Genomic DNA, 16,840 nt, shown 5'->3' with positions numbered 1-16,840 from the left:
AGCAGCAAAGCGTTGCGAGTGGCTCACAACGAAGTTGTGAAATCAACGCGATCCATAGAGCGTTGCATGAGTTCAGAGAGTGATCCGTTGAAATATGTGCTTCATTCTCTATGGGTCTTTGGCAGGGAGTGAGACTTTAGTTTCACAAAAATGTGGGAACTCCTACGTTTTTAAACGACGGGAAAATCGTACAAAAAGCCTAATAAACCGCCAAGGAGACAGAATCTGTGGGAACTCCTGCAAATTTCTTTCGAGGTTTTGGGACAGGCTACTTGTTAAACTTGAACTCATTTTTAAAATCTAGGAACTCCTAAATCCTCGCCAACTAACTCCAAAAGCCCTGACACCTAGAACGCAGGAGTTCCCACAAAATCCCCGGTTCAGAGCGAATTTTTCTTGTACTTTTTTGATCCTCCCACAACCTACGCTTATAAAGCACAAAAAGATCTTTACGAGATCGAATTCAAGTGCAGAATGCGACATAATTAAATTATAAGAGCCTATGTTGGATATGAGCAGCACCGAAACTGAAATTCTGGAAAAAAATCCTAAGAAAAAGACGGAAATCGAATTTCACAAACCCACTCTTTCCAGAGAGGACTTGAAAACCGTTCTGGAATGTCTCGTTGAAGACCACCTCACTACCGGAAATGTAACGACACGTTTCGAAAAAACGTTCGCTTCCACCTTTCGTTACAAACAAGTCATTTCCAGCAATCATCTCACTTCTGCCTACCATCTTGCTCTTCTTGCGCTCGAAATCCAAGCGGGAGATCAAATTGCAATTTCAACCTTCGCACCCGTTTCCGCACTCGATGCGATTTTTCTCTTAAAAGCCACTCCGATCGTAATCGATTTGGACAAAAATTCTTTCCATTTGAGTTCGGAAGGACTTTCTGCAGCTCTGGAAAAATCTTCCATAAAAGCGATTATTCTGGATCATTCTTTTGGATCGATCGCCGATGTAAAACGTTACGACTTCAAAGGGATTCCGGTTATCGAAGATATTTCCGAAGTTTTAGGCGCGCAAAGCGCGACATTCACTCCGGGAAAACAGGGAAACATCGCGGTTTGCGGACTTTCCGTCGATCAAATGATCACAACCGGAAACGGCGCGATGATCATTACCGATCAGGAAGTGTTGGCTAAAAAAATACGCGCAATGAAAGCGGGAAAGGAGCCCTACCAAAGAAAAGAAGGGCAACCGAAGTTAGATTACAATTTGATCGACTACCAAGCCGCGCTTGGAATCGAACAACTTTCCAAAATCGGAATCATCTTAGAAAGAAAAAGAAAAATCGCTCAGGTTTATCTTCAATCCATCTCCGGAACTTCGGTAAAAACTTGGTACGGAGATCCGAACCTGGACACGTTCAACCGTTTTATCATTCTCGCTCCGGGAAGTTACGAGCAGGTAGAAAGATATTTCCGTTCCTTACACATCGGAACTCAAAAAGTAGCGGAAGAACCGATTCATCATATTTTAGAACTTCCGAATACGGATTTTCCAAATGGGGAAAGACTTTTTCAAAGAGGTCACTGTATTCCGATTTATCCCAACTTGACAAAAGATAATATCCAAAGAATTTCCCAGGCAATCCGTAGAATTTATTGATCCATCTCGTACAACATGGAGCGAAACGTTGAATTTTTTCCGAATCCTGTACGTTCGTTCCAACGACTAACAGGATCAACGTGAGTTCGATTGAATCGATCCGAAAGCAAGTGCGCGAAAATTAAAGAAAACACTCTTCCCTATTTTGAGTAAAGTTATGCTTCTTATGGATCGGCATTCAGAAAAAAGATCGAGTTCTTTCTATTCGCAAGTATCGATTTCCGAAAGATTTCATTAGAGTTGTTGAAAATTCGATATTGGAGATTAACAAAACTGCTTCAATCGTCCATTTCAGTGAAACCGAAACAAATGGAGAATTAACTTTTCAACACCTCTAATCTTTCGAGGTTGTTCTTCAAATAGCTGGATTTCCAAACTATCTATAAATTCGCAGATTCTAATAGAAAGAAAACTCTATCGAATCCGAAAATAACAATCGGCAGGATACAATAAATTATTTTGAGAGCGAGAGATACTCAAAATTTCTTTACGAAAATTTGATATTGATATCTTTTTTAATAAGCCCCCCGAGCACTGGTAAGTTATACTGAGGTAGTCTATGAATATCGCCCAGCTTTCGATCAAACGACCTATTTTTATTTGCAGTATCGTTCTCCTAATGCTTCTCACCGGTTGGGTCGCTTTGGGAAGGATGGGAGTGGATCTTTTTCCGGACGTGAACATACCCGTCGTCTCCGTTACCACAATTTATCCGGGAGCCGGTCCGGAAGAAATCGAGGAGCTCGTTTCTAAGCCGCTGGAAGAGGAACTCTCCGCCATCTCCGGTCTGAAAAAAATTTCCTCCAGAAACCAAGAAGGTGTTTCGGTCGTCTTCGGCGAGTTTACGCTTGATACGGACATCAAATACGCGGAACAACAATTTCGAGATAAAGTCGGTCTCGTAAAACCGAAACTTCCCACGGGAATCAAAGAACCGAAAGTGGTTCGTTTCGATCCGGCGGATCAGCCGGTCGTTCGTCTTGCATTGTTTGCGGATTTGGATCAGTCTAAACTTTACGACCTCGCAAAAGAAACCGTAAAAGCAAGATTGGAACAGGTTCAAGGAGTCGGTTCGGTTAAACTCGTCGGGGGAACCAGAAGGGAAATTCAAATCGAACTGGACCGAGACAAACTGATTTCCTATCAAATGCCGACTGTCGTGATCGCCAACAGATTGAAAACCGCGGGTTTGAACGTTCCGGTCGGAAAGTTCGAGACGGGTTCTAAAGAAACTTCTTATAGAACTTTGGGTAGATACGAATCCCTTTCTCAAATCGAAAACACGATCGTTTCCTTCAGCGGCGAAGTGGGGAACGCAATTCTAATCAAACAATTAGGAACCGTTCGAGACGGCACGGAAGACGAAGAAACGATCGGTTATCTTTGGGCTTCGAAAGAAGCCGGAGTGGAAGAAAAAGTTTCCTTCTTCACAAAAATCGGAAACTTCTTCAAGGGAAAAAAAGATAACGCAGCTGCGGAGAAAGAGATCAAACCCGCATTGTTCATCGACGTCTACAAACAATCGGGTGCAAATACGGTTTCCGTTGCGGACGAGGTTCTCAAACGAATCGGTAAACTCAACGAAGGAATTCAAAACTTAGACGGAAAGCCGAAAATCCGTCTGATTCGAGACGGATCGAAATGGATTCGTTATAACGTAGAGGACGTGACCGAAGCCATCGTCATCGGGATGTTACTCGCGGTCATTACTGTTTACTTCTTTTTAGGAAACTTTCGCTCTACGGTAATTACGGGGCTTGCGCTTCCGAACTCGATGCTCGGCGCTTTCGTTTTAATGTGGGCGATGGGTTTTACCATCAACGTTATGACTCTTTTGGCTCTTTCCTTGGCGGTGGGATTGCTCGTCGACGACGCGATCGTAGTTCGGGAAAATATATTCCGAAAACTGGAAGAAGGAAAAGGAGTTTTGGAAGCGGCGGAAACCGGAACTACGGAAGTAACGTTAGCCGTCATTGGAACCTCCTTAACCGTGATCGCGGTTTTTTTACCGGTGGGATTTCTTTCCGGGATCGTCGGGCAATTTTTCAAACAATTCGGTTTAACGGTCGTATTTGCGATGCTCATTTCTCTTTTCGACGGTCTCGCGGTCGCACCGATGCTTTCCGCATATTTCGCGGGAAAAATCGATCACAACGCAAAACCGAATAAGGCCGTAGAACTTTTCGACAAATTCCAGACTTGGCTCGAAAGACAATATGGAAAAGTGATGAAAGTCGCCTTGAAAAGACCCGGAATCGTTCTTTTACTTTCTCTCGGAATTTTTATTCTTTCGATTCTTTCCTTGAAATTGGTAAAAAGTACGTTTTTACCCGCAAACGATCAGGGAGAATTCTTAGTCACTTTAGACTTACCGCCCGGAACCAGTCTTAACGGAACCAGACAGGTTGCGGATCAGGTTCTGGACGTATTGAGAAAAATTCCGGAAATGGAAATGATCGCGGTAACGATCGGTAAACCGGACGGAGGAGAACCGAACGCGGGAACGCTCGCCGTTACATTAGTAAATTCTAAAAAACGAAAACGTACTACGACACAGGTTAAGGACGATATCCGCGATCTTTTAAAATCTTTCGAGTATGCGAGGCCCGCGGTCTCCGACTACAGCGCCGTCGGAGGCGGAATTCAGTATCCGTTCCAGCTCGTGATCAAAGGGGAAAATCTGGCCGAAATGGAAGCGTATTCCAAAAAGGTGGTCGCAAGATTAAAATCCCTATCCGATCTTGCGGACCTCGATACGGATTACAGGGCGGGAAAACCGGAATATCAAATTCATTTGGACAATATGAAAATGCAACTCGTGGGAGTTCTTCCCGGAGTTGCGGGTTCCGAACTTAGATATCAGATCGCGGGAGACGAGGTCAGTAAATTTTACGATAAAGGAATCGAATACGTAGTCAAGATGAGACTTCGTCCCGATCAAAGAAACTTAAGAATGGCGTACGGGCAAACAAAGGTCCCGAATATCGCCAACAAACTCATCCCACTTTCCGCGATCAGCGTCGGAAAGGAAACCGCAGGACCTTCTCGAATCAATCGGATCGACCGAGCGAGAACGATCGTAATCAACGCGAATTTAGCGCCGGGCGGTGCGGTTCAAGACGCGACAAAAATTACGGATGAAATTCTCAAAAAGGAACTTCCTCCGCCGCCGGGAATTCGATACAACTTCCAAGGACAATCGGAGGACTTTAAGGAACTATTGGCGAATATCGTTCTCGCATTCGGTTTGGCCCTTGTGTTCATCTATCTCGTACTCGCTTCCTTGTATGAATCTTTTATCACGCCGGTTACGATTTTGTTCGCGATTCCTCCCGCAATTTCGGGGGCATTTTTCGCACTCGCGCTTACGAACGAGATGCTTAATTTATTCTCGATGATCGGTCTGATTCTACTCATGGGTCTCGTAGCAAAGAACTCGATTCTTCTTGTGGATTACGCAATGCAAGCGATGCGTGAAAAAGGTATGTCTCGAAACGACGCGATCTACGAAGCGGGGCTCGTCCGACTTAGACCGATCTTAATGACTTCCCTTGCGATGATTATGGGAACGCTTCCGATCGCTCTCGGATTCGGGGAAGCGGCTAAATCCAGAACCGCGATGGGAATCGCCATCATCGGAGGATTGATTCTTTCCACGGTAGTAACGCTCGTGGTTGTACCTTCGATTTTCGGATTTATCGATCGATTTAGAGAATGGATCGAAAGTAAGTTCCGGCCCGAGTACGATATGAACGCTTCTTTGGTTCAACACGGACATTCCTCCGGCAAACAAGAGGTTTACGAAAAGGAATGGAATTTCATTCAGGAAGAAGTGGAAGTGGAACTTCCCAAAAAATCCGAGTCAAAAAGATCCAAAAAATAATATTAAATTTTTTGAATGGAGAATCCGTATTCAACGGATTCTCCGCAAATTTCCCCGCCGATGTAAAACCTTTCCGATCCGAAACCGATTTAAACGACATCGAAATTCCAATAGGCGCCTCAATCGATAGTTTAAAATTCAAACCTTTTATTTCTTTCTCCGGAAGGAAATAAGTTTGATCCGAAATTATCGAACGTCCACTTTGGAAAATAAGAAAACGAACGGATTTGAAAATTCGGGGAGATCAATAGAAATCGTATGAAACTTGCAAAGGAAATAATTACTTCCAAGGATTCAAAAATCGGAGTGATGAAGTTGGTGTCGGACGGACCGATGACGCTTACACTTCCGTTGATACGCGAAATGGGTGAAATCCTGGGAGAATTTACCATGGATCAGGACATTCGAGCGGGAATCATTTCCGGACCCGACGGGGACTTTTGCGTAGGCCTGGATCCGGACGCGATTCTCAATGCATCCACCGACGAGATCTCCAAAATCATGGCCGGAATTTTCGAGATGTTCGGATCGCTCATGAGTTTTCCAAAACCCTTGATCGCGGAAGTGGGCGGAAACGCGGTCGGAGGCGGGGCGATCATCGCCTATTGTTGCGACTACAGATACATGGTGGACGGAAAGGGAAGAATCGGTTTCGCAGAACCGCTAGTCGGCTTACCGATCACGACATCCTTGATTCTTAGAATGAGACAGGTGATGGTACCGTCCTTCGTATCGGAAGCGGCATTGGAAGGCGCGCTTTACAAACCCGCTGAAGCGGTAAAGAACGGATTGTTAAGCGAAGTAGGCGCTTCCTTAGAAGAATTGAGAAAAAAATCCCTGAGCAAGATCAATGTCCTCAACCGAATTCCCGCGTCTGCGACGGTCGAAACAAAAAGAGCTTTGAACAGAGAAGCGTTGGAAGCGGCAAAGGCCGCGCCGAAAGAACTCGGTGAACTTTTTAAAAAACAACCTGCAATGCTCAAAAACCTTTTGGAAGCGATGAAGGCGAACAAGGAAAAAAGAAGACCTTCGATGACCCACGAAGCGAACTACGCATAAGAAAAACTTCCCGCCGCAACGACCTGAATTGCGACCCTTAGAAAGCAATTCATTGAATTCAGGGAGTTGTGGCGCTTTAGTTTTCCCACTATTTACATTTTCGATAAAGTAAAACCCGATAATATTTTAAGGCGGCTTCCGCTCCAATTTTTTGGAATTTGAATATTACGTTTTTCTTCTATAAAATTTCAATCCGGACCAAATATCCGAAACGGCGCAGACTTTTACGTCCACGATTCCCAAGTCCAAACCGATTTCACGAACAATATTTTCATTCAGATCGGTCGGTACCTTCGAGGAACCTTTGGGCCAGGAAATCCAAATCATACCCTTTTCCCCCAAGTGTTCCACAAGTTTCGGAAATAGTTTTCGTAAATCCTTGGATTCTTTCACAAATACATGCAAATAATCTAATGGACCCTTTAAGGTTTTTGTCATTTCCACTTTTCCAAGATGATCCGTAAGATCCTTTTGAACGTCTTCCGGAAGGTCCTTAAAAAATGCCTTCATACCCTCCTTGAGTCCGAGTTTATCGCCCAAGGATTTACCTGAATATCCCGCCATTGTTTTTCCTTTATACTAGGATGGATTGACTTTAGAACTTGTCCCAAAACTTATCGAGTGCCAATAGAAACGAAACACTGAGTTTCATAAAAACGCGGGAGTTCCCGCATTGGACGGTTCTGGACAAGTTCTTAGTATTCTATTTCCGGATTTTCCCCAATTCTTTTATCCATAAAATCAAAATATTCTTTTATCGTTGCCGTATGACCGAAAACGAATTTGGAAAAAAAGCGAAAAACGGGGGAATATACTTTTCCATTTTCGGTGATTTTCAGTTTGGTTCCGCCCGCAACGGAACTCAATTCGAAAGTCCAAGAACCTCCGAAAGGTTTGTCCTCGTCCATAATTTTCGATTCGATGAATTTATCCCTTTGATCCTGCACGAAAGAAAAAGCCGTCGCCTCTCCGTCGCTATAGGTTTCTTTCCAGGAATCGGAGGAAATCTCTTCCACATTTTTAACGTTCGATCTCCAAGACGGATATTCTTTCACGTTACGGATCAAGCCGTAGATCGTGTTTTGGTTTGCAGGAAAAATACGTTCCAAAGAAGAAAAATGATCGACCGGAAGACTCGCGCCGATTCCGTAAATTCCCAGAACCGAAAAAACCAAAAAGCCCGCAACGTACATTAGAATTTTATAAATCATTTATTTAAAACCTCCGGATGTTTTTAAAATAACGGAAATCACCGACTCAAAAAAATACGATAACCTTTTAAAACCTCGTTTTCGTTTTGAAAAGCCTTTACCCACTCCGAAACATAGTTTACCGTAAAACAAAACCTTTCGATTATTAGAGTCGTTGAAAAATTACACATTCATATTATCAAGCCGCGGAGATCACGCTGTTACAATGAAATAAAATGAGATCTAAAATTATTTTTTCAACAACTCTATTGATGGATATAACCCCAACTTTCCAAGATCTTACGCACCTCTTGTCCCATAGCCGCTTCTTCCTCTGACTCTTTGCCGCCGGAAAAACCGGTATGATAGTATAAAAACGGAATTTCGGAAGAAGCATATCGATACGGATTTTTTCCCAGAGAAACGTAATCCGGTTCGTATCGTAAAATTTCCGACACAACATCGGAACGAATCCCCCACTTGCCCACGCGATAATCTTCTATCTTTCCGTCCCTCAAAATTCGAAGGTTAAAACTCGGGGAAACGTCCACGGTTTTTACGGTCAAAACCTGATCGAAATCGTTTGATTCATTCAAAATTCTTAAAGTAACATTTTTCGAATCCTCCTGCAAAACGTTCAGACTTCCCGTAAAATCATAACGATAAATTCCGCCTTTAACAAACAGGCGGACTTCGCGTTCGCAGGTTTTTTCACACTTGGGAAGTCGTAAAAAAAAGGAATTTTTATCCAGCTGGTTTTCTTTTAAAACGTTCCTCGCTTGGTTTAACAAGGGAAGATCGGAAGTGGAAATGTTTTTCAATTCCTTCGGATCCTTTTTTAAATCGTACAATTCCTCGGGCATCTTGTGAGGAATTCCTTCCCTTGTCCTTCGAACGGAATCGTAACCCGGATATCTTCGTATAAATTTGAAATCAGGCGTAAGAACGGATTCGGAAAATCTTCCTTCCGTATAAATGACGGGTTCGAACTCCGGCCCTTTTTCACCCAAGATCGCTTTGGAATAATCCTTCCCTTTTAACTTTCCTTCCGGATACGAAATCCGATTGAGACCGAGCAAAGTAGGCGTCAAAGAAAGAAGGGAAACCTGATCTTCAAATTCTCTTTTTTGAATTTGATTCTGAAAAGATTTCGGCGGATGTATGATCCAAGGAACTCGAATCTCTTTTTCGTAATGTGTTTCCCCGTGCGCATAAACGTTTTCCGCAATAAAATGATGATGGTAATAATGCGACTTCTCAAGCAATTCGCCGTGATCGCTCGTAATCACGATCCAAGAATCCTCGAAAAGACCCTGCTTTTTTAATTCCTCGAAAATTTTTCCCAGCAGAGCGTCCGTGTAACGAACTTCTCCGAGATATTTTTTTTGGTATTCGTCCAACTCGTTCCAAAGCAAAGGATCGGATTCGTCTTTCAATTCCTGCAAGTATTTTGCGGGAGGTCGATAACCCCAGTGCGGAGTATTCAAATTGAGATGCAAAAAGAATAAGTCTTCCCTATGTTCCTGAAAGAAAGTTTCCGCCCTGGAAACCAATTCCTCCGTATCCAAAGTATCCTTTCCCACCTGTTGAACATTATGAAATCCTAAATCAACCCCTACCGAAGTATAGTCCATTAGAAAAACGTTATTCATTATACTTTCCGTAAAATATCCTTCCTCTCGAAACGCGTTCGACAACGTCAGAGGTTTTTTGGAATAAAAAATCTTTCTTTGTCGGCCGGAAGTATAAAACCAGGCGTTTCCAAGTCCGAGATTGGACGCTATCTCCGAAGTAAAGAAGGAAAGCATCGAGGGTTTCGTCCAATTTCCGTTTGCGATCGTTTTTTTGAATACGATCGATTCCTTGGAAAATAAATCCAAAACCGGTGTTGTCGAAAACGGAGATCCGCCGGACGACAAGGAATCCTGTCTTAACGCGTCGATCACGATCAAAATCACATTCTTTTTTTGTGTATTTTGTTTTTCTAATATAATCGGAGAACCCAAGAACAATCCGGAACCGGACTCGGAATCCCATCGGATTTTAAGAAACGATTTCGATTTACAGTATTTTTTTTCAGGCGGTTCTGCCGTTCCGAAAAGTTTCAAACTTAACGGACCCGGCTTTTCATTCACCCCTAAGTTTTTGTCGTTCCGAGATTGTAAGGGAACGGAATAACGATTCCATTCCTCCTTTTGCGATTTGAAATTTCGCTCGAAGATCTTTATATCATCCAATAAAATCCGTAAATCCCCGTCTCCATCGGCTCCGTTCGAAAGCCTCGCGGCGTAAAATTGAAAAAGATTTCCGCAAACGTCCGGACTCAAATCCTTCAATTTCAGAACACATTCCTCTCCGGCCGGAACAAAGACGGAATCCTGCGACTCGTTGATATAAAGGGACTCGTCCGTATAAAGAGTCATCTGTACGTTCTTCCATCGATCCTTAGGATTTAGATGGGAATACCTTCCCGGATTTTTTTTCCAATGAGATCGAAACTTCTCGATCTCACGATTCGCATCACCCGTACATCGAAACTCTTCGTTTTTGAGAAGACGCGTAAGATCCCCTTTGACCACGTTTTTATCCGAACTCGAAACTCGATTACATCCTACCGAAATCGGAATCGAAAGTATAAGAATCAAAAACATCCTATCGAACGACCCTAAGAGTGAGATCTGAGTTAGAAAGCGAACCGCCGAGTTCACGCGGCTTAATCTCTTTGATAAAGAAAAATTAAGTTTTTGAGAAAGGTGCGAGAACATGAATCCAGGAAAATCGTTTCGTTTTTTGAGACAACAGAAAAGAACCTTCTTATCGGAATGAATTTTTCCCAAACGAAATTTTTTTCTCTTTTCAAAGGAGCCTTTATGTTTATAACACGTTCCGCTATGTCATGGATTAATTCTTACAATCTACAAGACGATGTCTTCGCGGGAAGCGGAGAATCCAAAATCTTCTATCGTACCTACCAACCTAAGGAAGGTAGAAAAGGAAACCGAGTTCTCGTCGTTCAACACGGGATCGGAGAACACAGCGGACGTTACGAATTTTTAGTGGAAGCCTTTGCGGGAACGGGTACGGCGTTTTATCTTATCGATTCCCGGGGACACGGACGTTCCGAAGGAAAACGAGGCGCGGTGGATTCTTTCTCCGACTTTCTTTCCGACTTGGACAAACTCATTTCGATCGCAAAAGAAAAAGAAAAGGTATCGAAGGTCACTCTACTCGGTCATTCGATGGGAGCCGCCATCGCCACTTTCTACGCGGAAGAAGGGACCAACCAAGGAAATTTAAACGCTCTTATCGTCTCCGCTCTTCCGATCCGAGTGAAAATGGATCTTGTGATGAAGGTCAAAAAGGGAATCGCTCCTCTGATGTCCGATCTATTACCGAACCTGACTCTTCCGACCGGATTGAACATTCATTTCTTGAGCCATGATAAATCCGTAGTAGATGCTTACAGAACGGACCCGCTCGTTCACGGAATGGCCTCGGCTTATCTCGGAAACATGCTTTTGAACAGCGAAGAACCGATTCTCGCAAACGCGGGAAAGATCAAAATCCCGATTTATATCTTTCACGGAAAGGAAGACAATATCGCCGATTACACCGGAAGCGAAAGTTTCTTTGAAGTCGTAGGCGCCTCCGATAAAATCCTCAAGATCTACGAAGGCCTTTATCACGAAACGATGAACGAACGTATGGAAGACAGAACCAGGGTTTTAACCGATTTAAAGAAATGGTTTGAGTCCCACTCTAATTGACAGACAGAACGTTTGTTCTGTTTTTCTCTAAAAAAATTATCGACCGGATTCTTCCGCTCCGGTAAGATTGAATTCGGTAGAAGGCCCTTTTTAAAAACAAAGCTCAGGAACTTTATATGTCAGTAAAAGGAATATCCAAAGACCTGATCGGGACCAAACTGGATCGCTACGAATTCGACGTAGAAAGAGGAAAGATCCGCGAGTTCTGTCAGGCAATCGGAGAAACCAATCCGATCTATTTCGATGTGGAAGCGGCTAAAAAAGCGGGTTACGAAGACACCCCCGCTCCTCCTACGTATCCGACCGTAATTCAATTTTGGGGTTATCCTAAAATCTGGCAGGATATGGAAAACATGGGAGTGGACACTTCCAGGATTCTTCACTTAAAGGAAAAATACACGTATCTAAAACCGGTTTATCCGGGAAGGGTTTCTTCTCAAGGCGAATGTATCAACGTAACCGTCGGCAAAATGGATACGATGACGTTCAAAACTACGGTTAAAAACGCAAAAGGCGAAACGATCGTAGAACAGGAAATGTCCATCTTCATCAGAAAACCGGAGGTATGATATGAGTAAGATTGATTTTGATAAAATCGAGGTCGGACACGAACTTCCTCCCTTAAAAACGGACGTGATCACTCACGCAAACTTGGTTCGTTATGCGGGTGCATCCGGAGATTTTAATCCGATTCACAACGACCCCGACTTCGCTCGTAAGACCGGACTGGACGGAACGATCGCACACGGTATGTATGTGATGGCTCAGCTCGGAAAACTTTGCACTTCTTGGGCGGACCAACAACAAATCAAAGAGTTCGGAGTTACGTTTAAGAACATGACCAAACCGGGCCAAAAACTCACCTGCACCGGAAAAGTAAAACGTAAGAAAGAAGAGAACGGCGAGAAATTGATTACGGTTTCCCTGGAAGTCGCCGACGATTCCGGAGAAATCAAATGCTCCGGCGAAATGGTAGTAATCGGTTAAAATTCAATCTTAAAACCTTAAAGTGTGGGAACTACTACGTTTTTAAACGATAGGAAAATCGGAAAGATTTTAATCCCGACATCTGATTCCTACCCACTGACTCCTAAAACGTGGGGAACTACCACACTTGAAAGGTTTTAAGATAACGTAAATTCGACTTAAGAAAGTTTGGGTTGTCGAGCGATCCAATTGTTGATTCCGCTGCAACCGCTTTCGCATGGTTATACGAACTCACGTTAGAGAAGTTTTAAACTTTTTTGGACGAATAAGATTCTACGGCTATGACGGTGATATCGTCGTAACGCGGATTTTCTCCTCTCGTTAATTCTTCTATTTTAATGATCTCTTGGATTAAATCGTTCAGTCCGCTTTCTCTTCCTTCGTGAAGGGTTTTTGTGATCAGTTCCATGTTGTATTGTTTCGTATTTAAGGAATCCTTCATACGATTTTCGATCAGACCGTCCGAGAACAATAAAAGTCTCGAACCCGTCGGAAATGCGATTGTCTTGGAAACGATCTCCAAAGATTCGAACAAACCGAGAATCGGTCCGGTCTTGTGGATTAAGGAAGGAAATTCTCCCGGCAGTTGAAGAATTTGATCGGGATGTCCCGCGGACGCGTACGTAAATTCCTCTTTTTGAGTATCGATGTCCCCGATCATACAAGGAAAAATACTTTCCAAAGAATCGAATTTTTTTAAGAACCTAAAATTCAATTCCTTAAGAATCTGAGCCGGATTACCCAGATTTTTCAGCTCTTCATATTCCGTCTTTAAAGCCATGGTCATCAAGGAAGCCTGAACACCGTGACCGACCGCGTCCGCGATCACCACTCTTACTTTTCCGGGTAGAATTTCGGATATGTCCAAAAAGTCGCCACCCACTTTTTCAAGAGGTTTATATTCGTAATAAAACCGTATTCCGGGAATGGTACGATCCAAAGGAGTCAAAATTTTTCTTTGAACGTTCTGAGCGATTTCCAATTCTCGATTGATCTGAATGATGTTATCGTTTAGAACGCGGGTTCGATCCTCGATCTTCTGAACCAACTGCTCTTTCATCTCGAACAACTCCAAATTCGAAGTTCTTAAGTTAAGAGCCAACTCTCGCGTTTCGGCGAACTTTCTGGATCTTTCGGAAGCGAGAAGAAGAGACTGGAGAAATACGAAAAACACGAGCGCGTAGTGCGAGGTTTGAATACTTCCCGTTTTTAAAACTCTCGCGTAGAATAAATCCACAAGCACCGCGATAAAAAGAATTCCGGAACCGTAGAGAATATACGTGTAATTTCTTTCCTTATCGAAATCGATCTTCAGAATTGTGTAGAACAAATAACAAATCGTGACGAGGATAAAGTAATGGTAGATCGAAATATTCCGATTATTGAACTCCATGTCTCCGAATAAGGTTACGATGGAGAACAATATCGAAAAAATAACTCCCGCATTGATGAACTTTCGACTCACATAAGGGGCAAAGACCGAACTGAAAAACAAAAGAAAAAAAGGAACTCCCACCGACAAAGTCAGATGATTGATCTTATTGATCCAGGACCAAGGAATCTGCGGAAAAAATAACATTAGTATTTTAGAATTTATCAATGAAGTTCTGAGGCAAATCACTAGGCTGTACATTCCGAAATACAGAGGAGAAACGCTGCTTCTTAAATAAAGATATTGGAATATATGATAAATTCCCATAATCAGAAGCCCGCTGAAGGAAAATACGTCGAAAAACAGGGTGATGGCTCTCGAAACTCCCGCAGAATCGGAGGGTCCTATGGAAATCGGAAGTAAAATTCCCGGCATCGTGGAAGCGTAATTCGATACGAAAATTTCGATTTGTATTTCGTCTTTGTCCGCAAAAAATAAAAAGTCTCTGGGTTCGATTCTTGGAATCGTAGAATCGGCGTTTAGTCCGGGTGTTCCGCATTCACCGATAATTTCTCCGTTGATCTTAACCCGATACGCGGAAGCCACCGCTCCCAAAGTCACGGAAAGAATTTTCTTTTTCCAAACTTCCGGAAGAAAAACTTTCAATCGATACGTGGCATAACCGAACTTCGGATAAGCCTGCTGATTTTTGGATTCGTTGGTCCAGGAGCCGGGAATTCCGATAAATCCTTTGGAATGATTTTCGATTCCCTCACCCGGTTCTTGAAGCCAATTGAATTCCCATTCTCCGTTGAGTTTGGTCATCCCGAAGTCCGGGTCTTGAATACCTCTGAGATCGATTTTACCTTGGTAAGCTCTGAGTCCGTCACCCGCTTGCCAAGGAGAAGAGATCATGACAAGAATGATGAGCGCAAACGGACCGATTAGGAAAAAAAATATTTTTGAAAATTGCATCTCGAATTCAGATCCGTTCCGAATTAAAATTGGAATTCAATTCGGAGGCGTCAATTGCATATAACAACCGACGTAAGATTAAATCTAAAAAAAATATATAGGACCGGGATCTTTTTTGTTTTTTTAAGGAATCTTATGGAAAAAGAAATCATACTTTGAAAAAAATAAGGATTATTTCCAAACTGATGCAACAATTTCTTCATTCCCAAACCAAAACGGTTGGTCTTGCGGACAAATCGAAAGAATGGGCCGAAGAAGGAAGGAAAATTCGGTTTTACGAACCTATCTTTCCGAGTTGGCGATCGTTTTGGGAACGGTGGAGTTCCCACGTTTTAGGGAATCAGCGGTAAAGAGTTAGAAGTTTTGACATACAAGGATGAACTTGTATATCGTATTTTCGGATTGCGTTATCAAAACGATCTTGGATTCTTTCTGAGTGAGAAAAATCAAATTCCCGACTTTCGCAAAATTTATAACGGTTCCGTAAAAAGAAAAATAAGGACTCAAAATAAAACATGAATAGACTCAATCGCGGCTTAAGAACTCTTTTTCAGTCCTTTTTGATTGCGGTTTCGTTATTTTTTTCGATCGTAAACTGCAATAAAAAAGAACCGATTTCCATCTTGGAAATTCGGGACCTCACCGAAAAAGAAAATCTGATGGAAGCCCTTCAAAAAGCGGAAGAAAACCTGAAGCTGAAAGGTGACACGGCCGAATTACTCTACGTCCGCGGTTGGATTCGTTATCTTCAAAAAAACCAGGAAGCGGCGATGAAGGATTTCAAAAAATGCCTCGTTATGAATTCCAAATCCCTGGATTGCAAAAGAGGTCTCGGTCTCGTATACGAATCCAACAAAGAATACAAAGAAGCGGAAACCACGTATCAAGAAGCTCTCGCACTTGCTAAAGAAAAAGGGCCCGATTTTGAAGCGCTCATTCATGAGAATATCGGAAGTCTTTATCTCAGACAAAACCGGAGAAAGGAAAGTTTAAGCGAATTTCAAAACGCAATTTCCATTTCCGACAAGGGCGATGCGTACTACGGTTTCAGTTTGTGTCTGATTATGGAAGGTAACTCGGAAGGTGCGATCGTTTCCTTGGAGAAAGGAGTTTCCAAATCGTTTCGCGCCAAAGCCTTCCAGTCGGAATCTCATTTCCTGTTATCTAAATTTTACTTTGAAAAAAGAAAGGACCCCGAAAAGGCCGCGGCGGAAATCAAAAAGGCGATCCGGATATTCCCTCTTCATAAGGAATACTTGAACGCGTTACAAACTTATACGATAGAATCCGGTCTTTGATTTCAAACATGATAAAAGCGGCATATAGACTCGTTCATCGGCAAATTATCGTTCCGTTTCAACAATCGCACGCTCCCGTAAAAGAAGTCTGTCTGGGGACTTCCATCGGAATTTTTTGGTCGTTTACGCCTCTGATCGGAATTCAGATGTATCTCGGATTGATCACCTGGGTTCTTTTGAGATTGATCGGAATCCGTTTTTACATGCCGATCGCAATCGCGATGATCTGGATCACGAATCCGATTACTCTTCCTTTTTTCTATTATATTTTTTACGTCGTCGGAATCGCCGCATACGATTTGTTAGGTTGGGATATATCCGCTATGAACTTTACGAGAATTTTGGAAGTGATCGATCGGTCCGGTTCCTTGGAACTTTACGAAGGATTGAAATACTGGAGCACATTTTTGATAAACGACATGGGCGCGCCTATGTTTTTGGGCGGTTTTTTAATCGGAATTCCTTCGGCGATTGTCGGCTACCCGCTTACAAAGATCCTTCTAAACGGTTTTCGGGAAAAACAAGCCGCACAAGAAGGTATCAATCTGAAAGAATGGGAAGAAAAATACGTTCGAAAGGAATCGAATAAGAATCGATCATTTTGGAATATTCTAAAAAACTAATTTAATGTGAGCTCGGTATAACAGATGCCAAAGCGAACACATTGAGTTTCTTATTCGCCCAGATTTTCCTA

General features: G+C 42.8%; 12 protein-coding genes. 8 read left to right on the top strand and 4 right to left on the bottom strand.

Annotated elements, in window-relative coordinates; all coding sequences use genetic code 11:
* Window positions 1-511 precede the first annotated feature (511 nt).
* The 3 genes from LEP1GSC194_RS18960 to LEP1GSC194_RS18950 all read left to right on the top strand — a co-directional run bounded on the left by LEP1GSC194_RS18960 (window position 512) and on the right by LEP1GSC194_RS18950 (window position 6,557).
* Window positions 512-1,615 (top strand): DegT/DnrJ/EryC1/StrS family aminotransferase, encoded by a 1,104-nt coding sequence (locus LEP1GSC194_RS18960; RefSeq protein ID WP_036043800.1) that lies wholly within the window; start codon window positions 512-514, stop codon window positions 1,613-1,615.
* A gap of 559 nt (window positions 1,616-2,174) precedes the next feature.
* Window positions 2,175-5,498, top strand: a complete 3,324-nt coding sequence (locus LEP1GSC194_RS18955; protein ID WP_020775099.1) for an efflux RND transporter permease subunit — start codon at window positions 2,175-2,177, stop codon at window positions 5,496-5,498.
* 258 nt (window positions 5,499-5,756) lie between these two features.
* Window positions 5,757-6,557, top strand: coding sequence for an enoyl-CoA hydratase/isomerase family protein (locus LEP1GSC194_RS18950; protein ID WP_020775101.1), 801 nt, complete (start codon window positions 5,757-5,759; stop codon window positions 6,555-6,557).
* Between the two features lie 165 nt (window positions 6,558-6,722).
* Here the strand turns inward: LEP1GSC194_RS18950 and LEP1GSC194_RS18945 are convergent, their stop codons facing one another.
* The 3 genes from LEP1GSC194_RS18945 to LEP1GSC194_RS18935 form a co-directional block, all read right to left on the bottom strand.
* Entirely contained in the window at window positions 6,723-7,121 is a 399-nt protein-coding gene (locus LEP1GSC194_RS18945; protein WP_017808990.1) for a DUF3052 family protein, read from the bottom strand.
* Between the two features lie 131 nt (window positions 7,122-7,252).
* Complete coding sequence (locus LEP1GSC194_RS18940; protein ID WP_020775104.1) at window positions 7,253-7,768, bottom strand: LIC10604 family protein; 516 nt, start codon at window positions 7,766-7,768, stop codon at window positions 7,253-7,255.
* A 245-nt stretch (window positions 7,769-8,013) separates the two neighbouring features.
* The gene (locus LEP1GSC194_RS18935; protein WP_036043792.1) at window positions 8,014-10,584 is read right to left on the bottom strand and encodes a sulfatase; all 2,571 of its coding nucleotides are present in this window, start codon (window positions 10,582-10,584) and stop codon (window positions 8,014-8,016) included.
* Between the two features lie 33 nt (window positions 10,585-10,617).
* Between LEP1GSC194_RS18935 and LEP1GSC194_RS18930 the strand changes: the two genes are divergently transcribed.
* The 3 genes from LEP1GSC194_RS18930 (at window position 10,618) to LEP1GSC194_RS18920 (ending at window position 12,501) form a co-directional block, all read left to right on the top strand.
* Window positions 10,618-11,514, top strand: coding sequence for an alpha/beta hydrolase (locus tag LEP1GSC194_RS18930; RefSeq protein WP_020775102.1), 897 nt, complete (start codon window positions 10,618-10,620; stop codon window positions 11,512-11,514).
* A gap of 116 nt (window positions 11,515-11,630) precedes the next feature.
* The gene (locus LEP1GSC194_RS18925) at window positions 11,631-12,083 is read left to right on the top strand and encodes an FAS1-like dehydratase domain-containing protein (RefSeq protein ID WP_017808998.1); all 453 of its coding nucleotides are present in this window, start codon (window positions 11,631-11,633) and stop codon (window positions 12,081-12,083) included.
* Between the two features lies 1 nt (window position 12,084).
* Window positions 12,085-12,501: a MaoC family dehydratase gene (locus LEP1GSC194_RS18920; protein ID WP_020775096.1), complete on the top strand. Its 417-nt coding sequence runs from the start codon at window positions 12,085-12,087 to the stop codon at window positions 12,499-12,501.
* Window positions 12,502-12,748: 247 nt separating this feature from the next.
* On the opposite strand, the gene LEP1GSC194_RS18915 is transcribed toward LEP1GSC194_RS18920, so the two are convergent.
* Window positions 12,749-14,848 carry a SpoIIE family protein phosphatase gene (locus tag LEP1GSC194_RS18915; protein WP_020775109.1) on the bottom strand — a complete coding sequence of 700 codons (2,100 nt, stop codon included), beginning with the start codon at window positions 14,846-14,848 and terminating at the stop codon, window positions 12,749-12,751.
* Window positions 14,849-15,363: 515 nt separating this feature from the next.
* On the opposite strand from LEP1GSC194_RS18915, the gene LEP1GSC194_RS18905 reads away from it, so the two are divergent.
* Both LEP1GSC194_RS18905 and LEP1GSC194_RS18900 read left to right on the top strand, forming a co-directional pair.
* Window positions 15,364-16,146, top strand: a complete 783-nt coding sequence (locus LEP1GSC194_RS18905) for a tetratricopeptide repeat protein (protein WP_020775108.1) — start codon at window positions 15,364-15,366, stop codon at window positions 16,144-16,146.
* Between the two features lie 8 nt (window positions 16,147-16,154).
* Window positions 16,155-16,769 carry a DUF2062 domain-containing protein gene (locus LEP1GSC194_RS18900; protein ID WP_036043789.1) on the top strand — a complete coding sequence of 205 codons (615 nt, stop codon included), beginning with the start codon at window positions 16,155-16,157 and terminating at the stop codon, window positions 16,767-16,769.
* Window positions 16,770-16,840 lie beyond the last annotated feature (71 nt).

The sequence above is a fragment of the Leptospira alstonii serovar Sichuan str. 79601 genome (genome assembly GCF_000347175.1).
In the GTDB taxonomy this organism is placed as follows: Bacteria; Spirochaetota; Leptospiria; order Leptospirales; family Leptospiraceae; genus Leptospira; species Leptospira alstonii.
The sequence above is the reverse complement of the archived record's forward strand: the minus strand, read 5'-3'. Positions and strand labels throughout refer to the sequence as shown.

Excerpts from the sequence above, each read along its gene's own strand:
- LEP1GSC194_RS18960 (WP_036043800.1), top strand. The coding sequence starts at position 512 with ATGAGCAGCACCGAAACTGAAATTCTGGAAAAAAATCCTAAGAAAAAG.
- LEP1GSC194_RS18955 (WP_020775099.1), top strand. The coding sequence starts at position 2,175 with ATGAATATCGCCCAGCTTTCGATCAAACGACCTATTTTTATTTGCAGT.
- LEP1GSC194_RS18950 (WP_020775101.1), top strand. The coding sequence starts at position 5,757 with ATGAAACTTGCAAAGGAAATAATTACTTCCAAGGATTCAAAAATCGGA.
- LEP1GSC194_RS18945 (WP_017808990.1), bottom strand. The coding sequence starts at position 7,121 with ATGGCGGGATATTCAGGTAAATCCTTGGGCGATAAACTCGGACTCAAG.
- LEP1GSC194_RS18940 (WP_020775104.1), bottom strand. The coding sequence starts at position 7,768 with ATGATTTATAAAATTCTAATGTACGTTGCGGGCTTTTTGGTTTTTTCG.
- LEP1GSC194_RS18930 (WP_020775102.1), top strand. The coding sequence starts at position 10,618 with ATGTTTATAACACGTTCCGCTATGTCATGGATTAATTCTTACAATCTA.
- LEP1GSC194_RS18925 (WP_017808998.1), top strand. The coding sequence starts at position 11,631 with ATGTCAGTAAAAGGAATATCCAAAGACCTGATCGGGACCAAACTGGAT.
- LEP1GSC194_RS18920 (WP_020775096.1), top strand. The coding sequence starts at position 12,085 with ATGAGTAAGATTGATTTTGATAAAATCGAGGTCGGACACGAACTTCCT.
- LEP1GSC194_RS18915 (WP_020775109.1), bottom strand. The coding sequence starts at position 14,848 with ATGCAATTTTCAAAAATATTTTTTTTCCTAATCGGTCCGTTTGCGCTC.
- LEP1GSC194_RS18905 (WP_020775108.1), top strand. The coding sequence starts at position 15,364 with ATGAATAGACTCAATCGCGGCTTAAGAACTCTTTTTCAGTCCTTTTTG.
- LEP1GSC194_RS18900 (WP_036043789.1), top strand. The coding sequence starts at position 16,155 with ATGATAAAAGCGGCATATAGACTCGTTCATCGGCAAATTATCGTTCCG.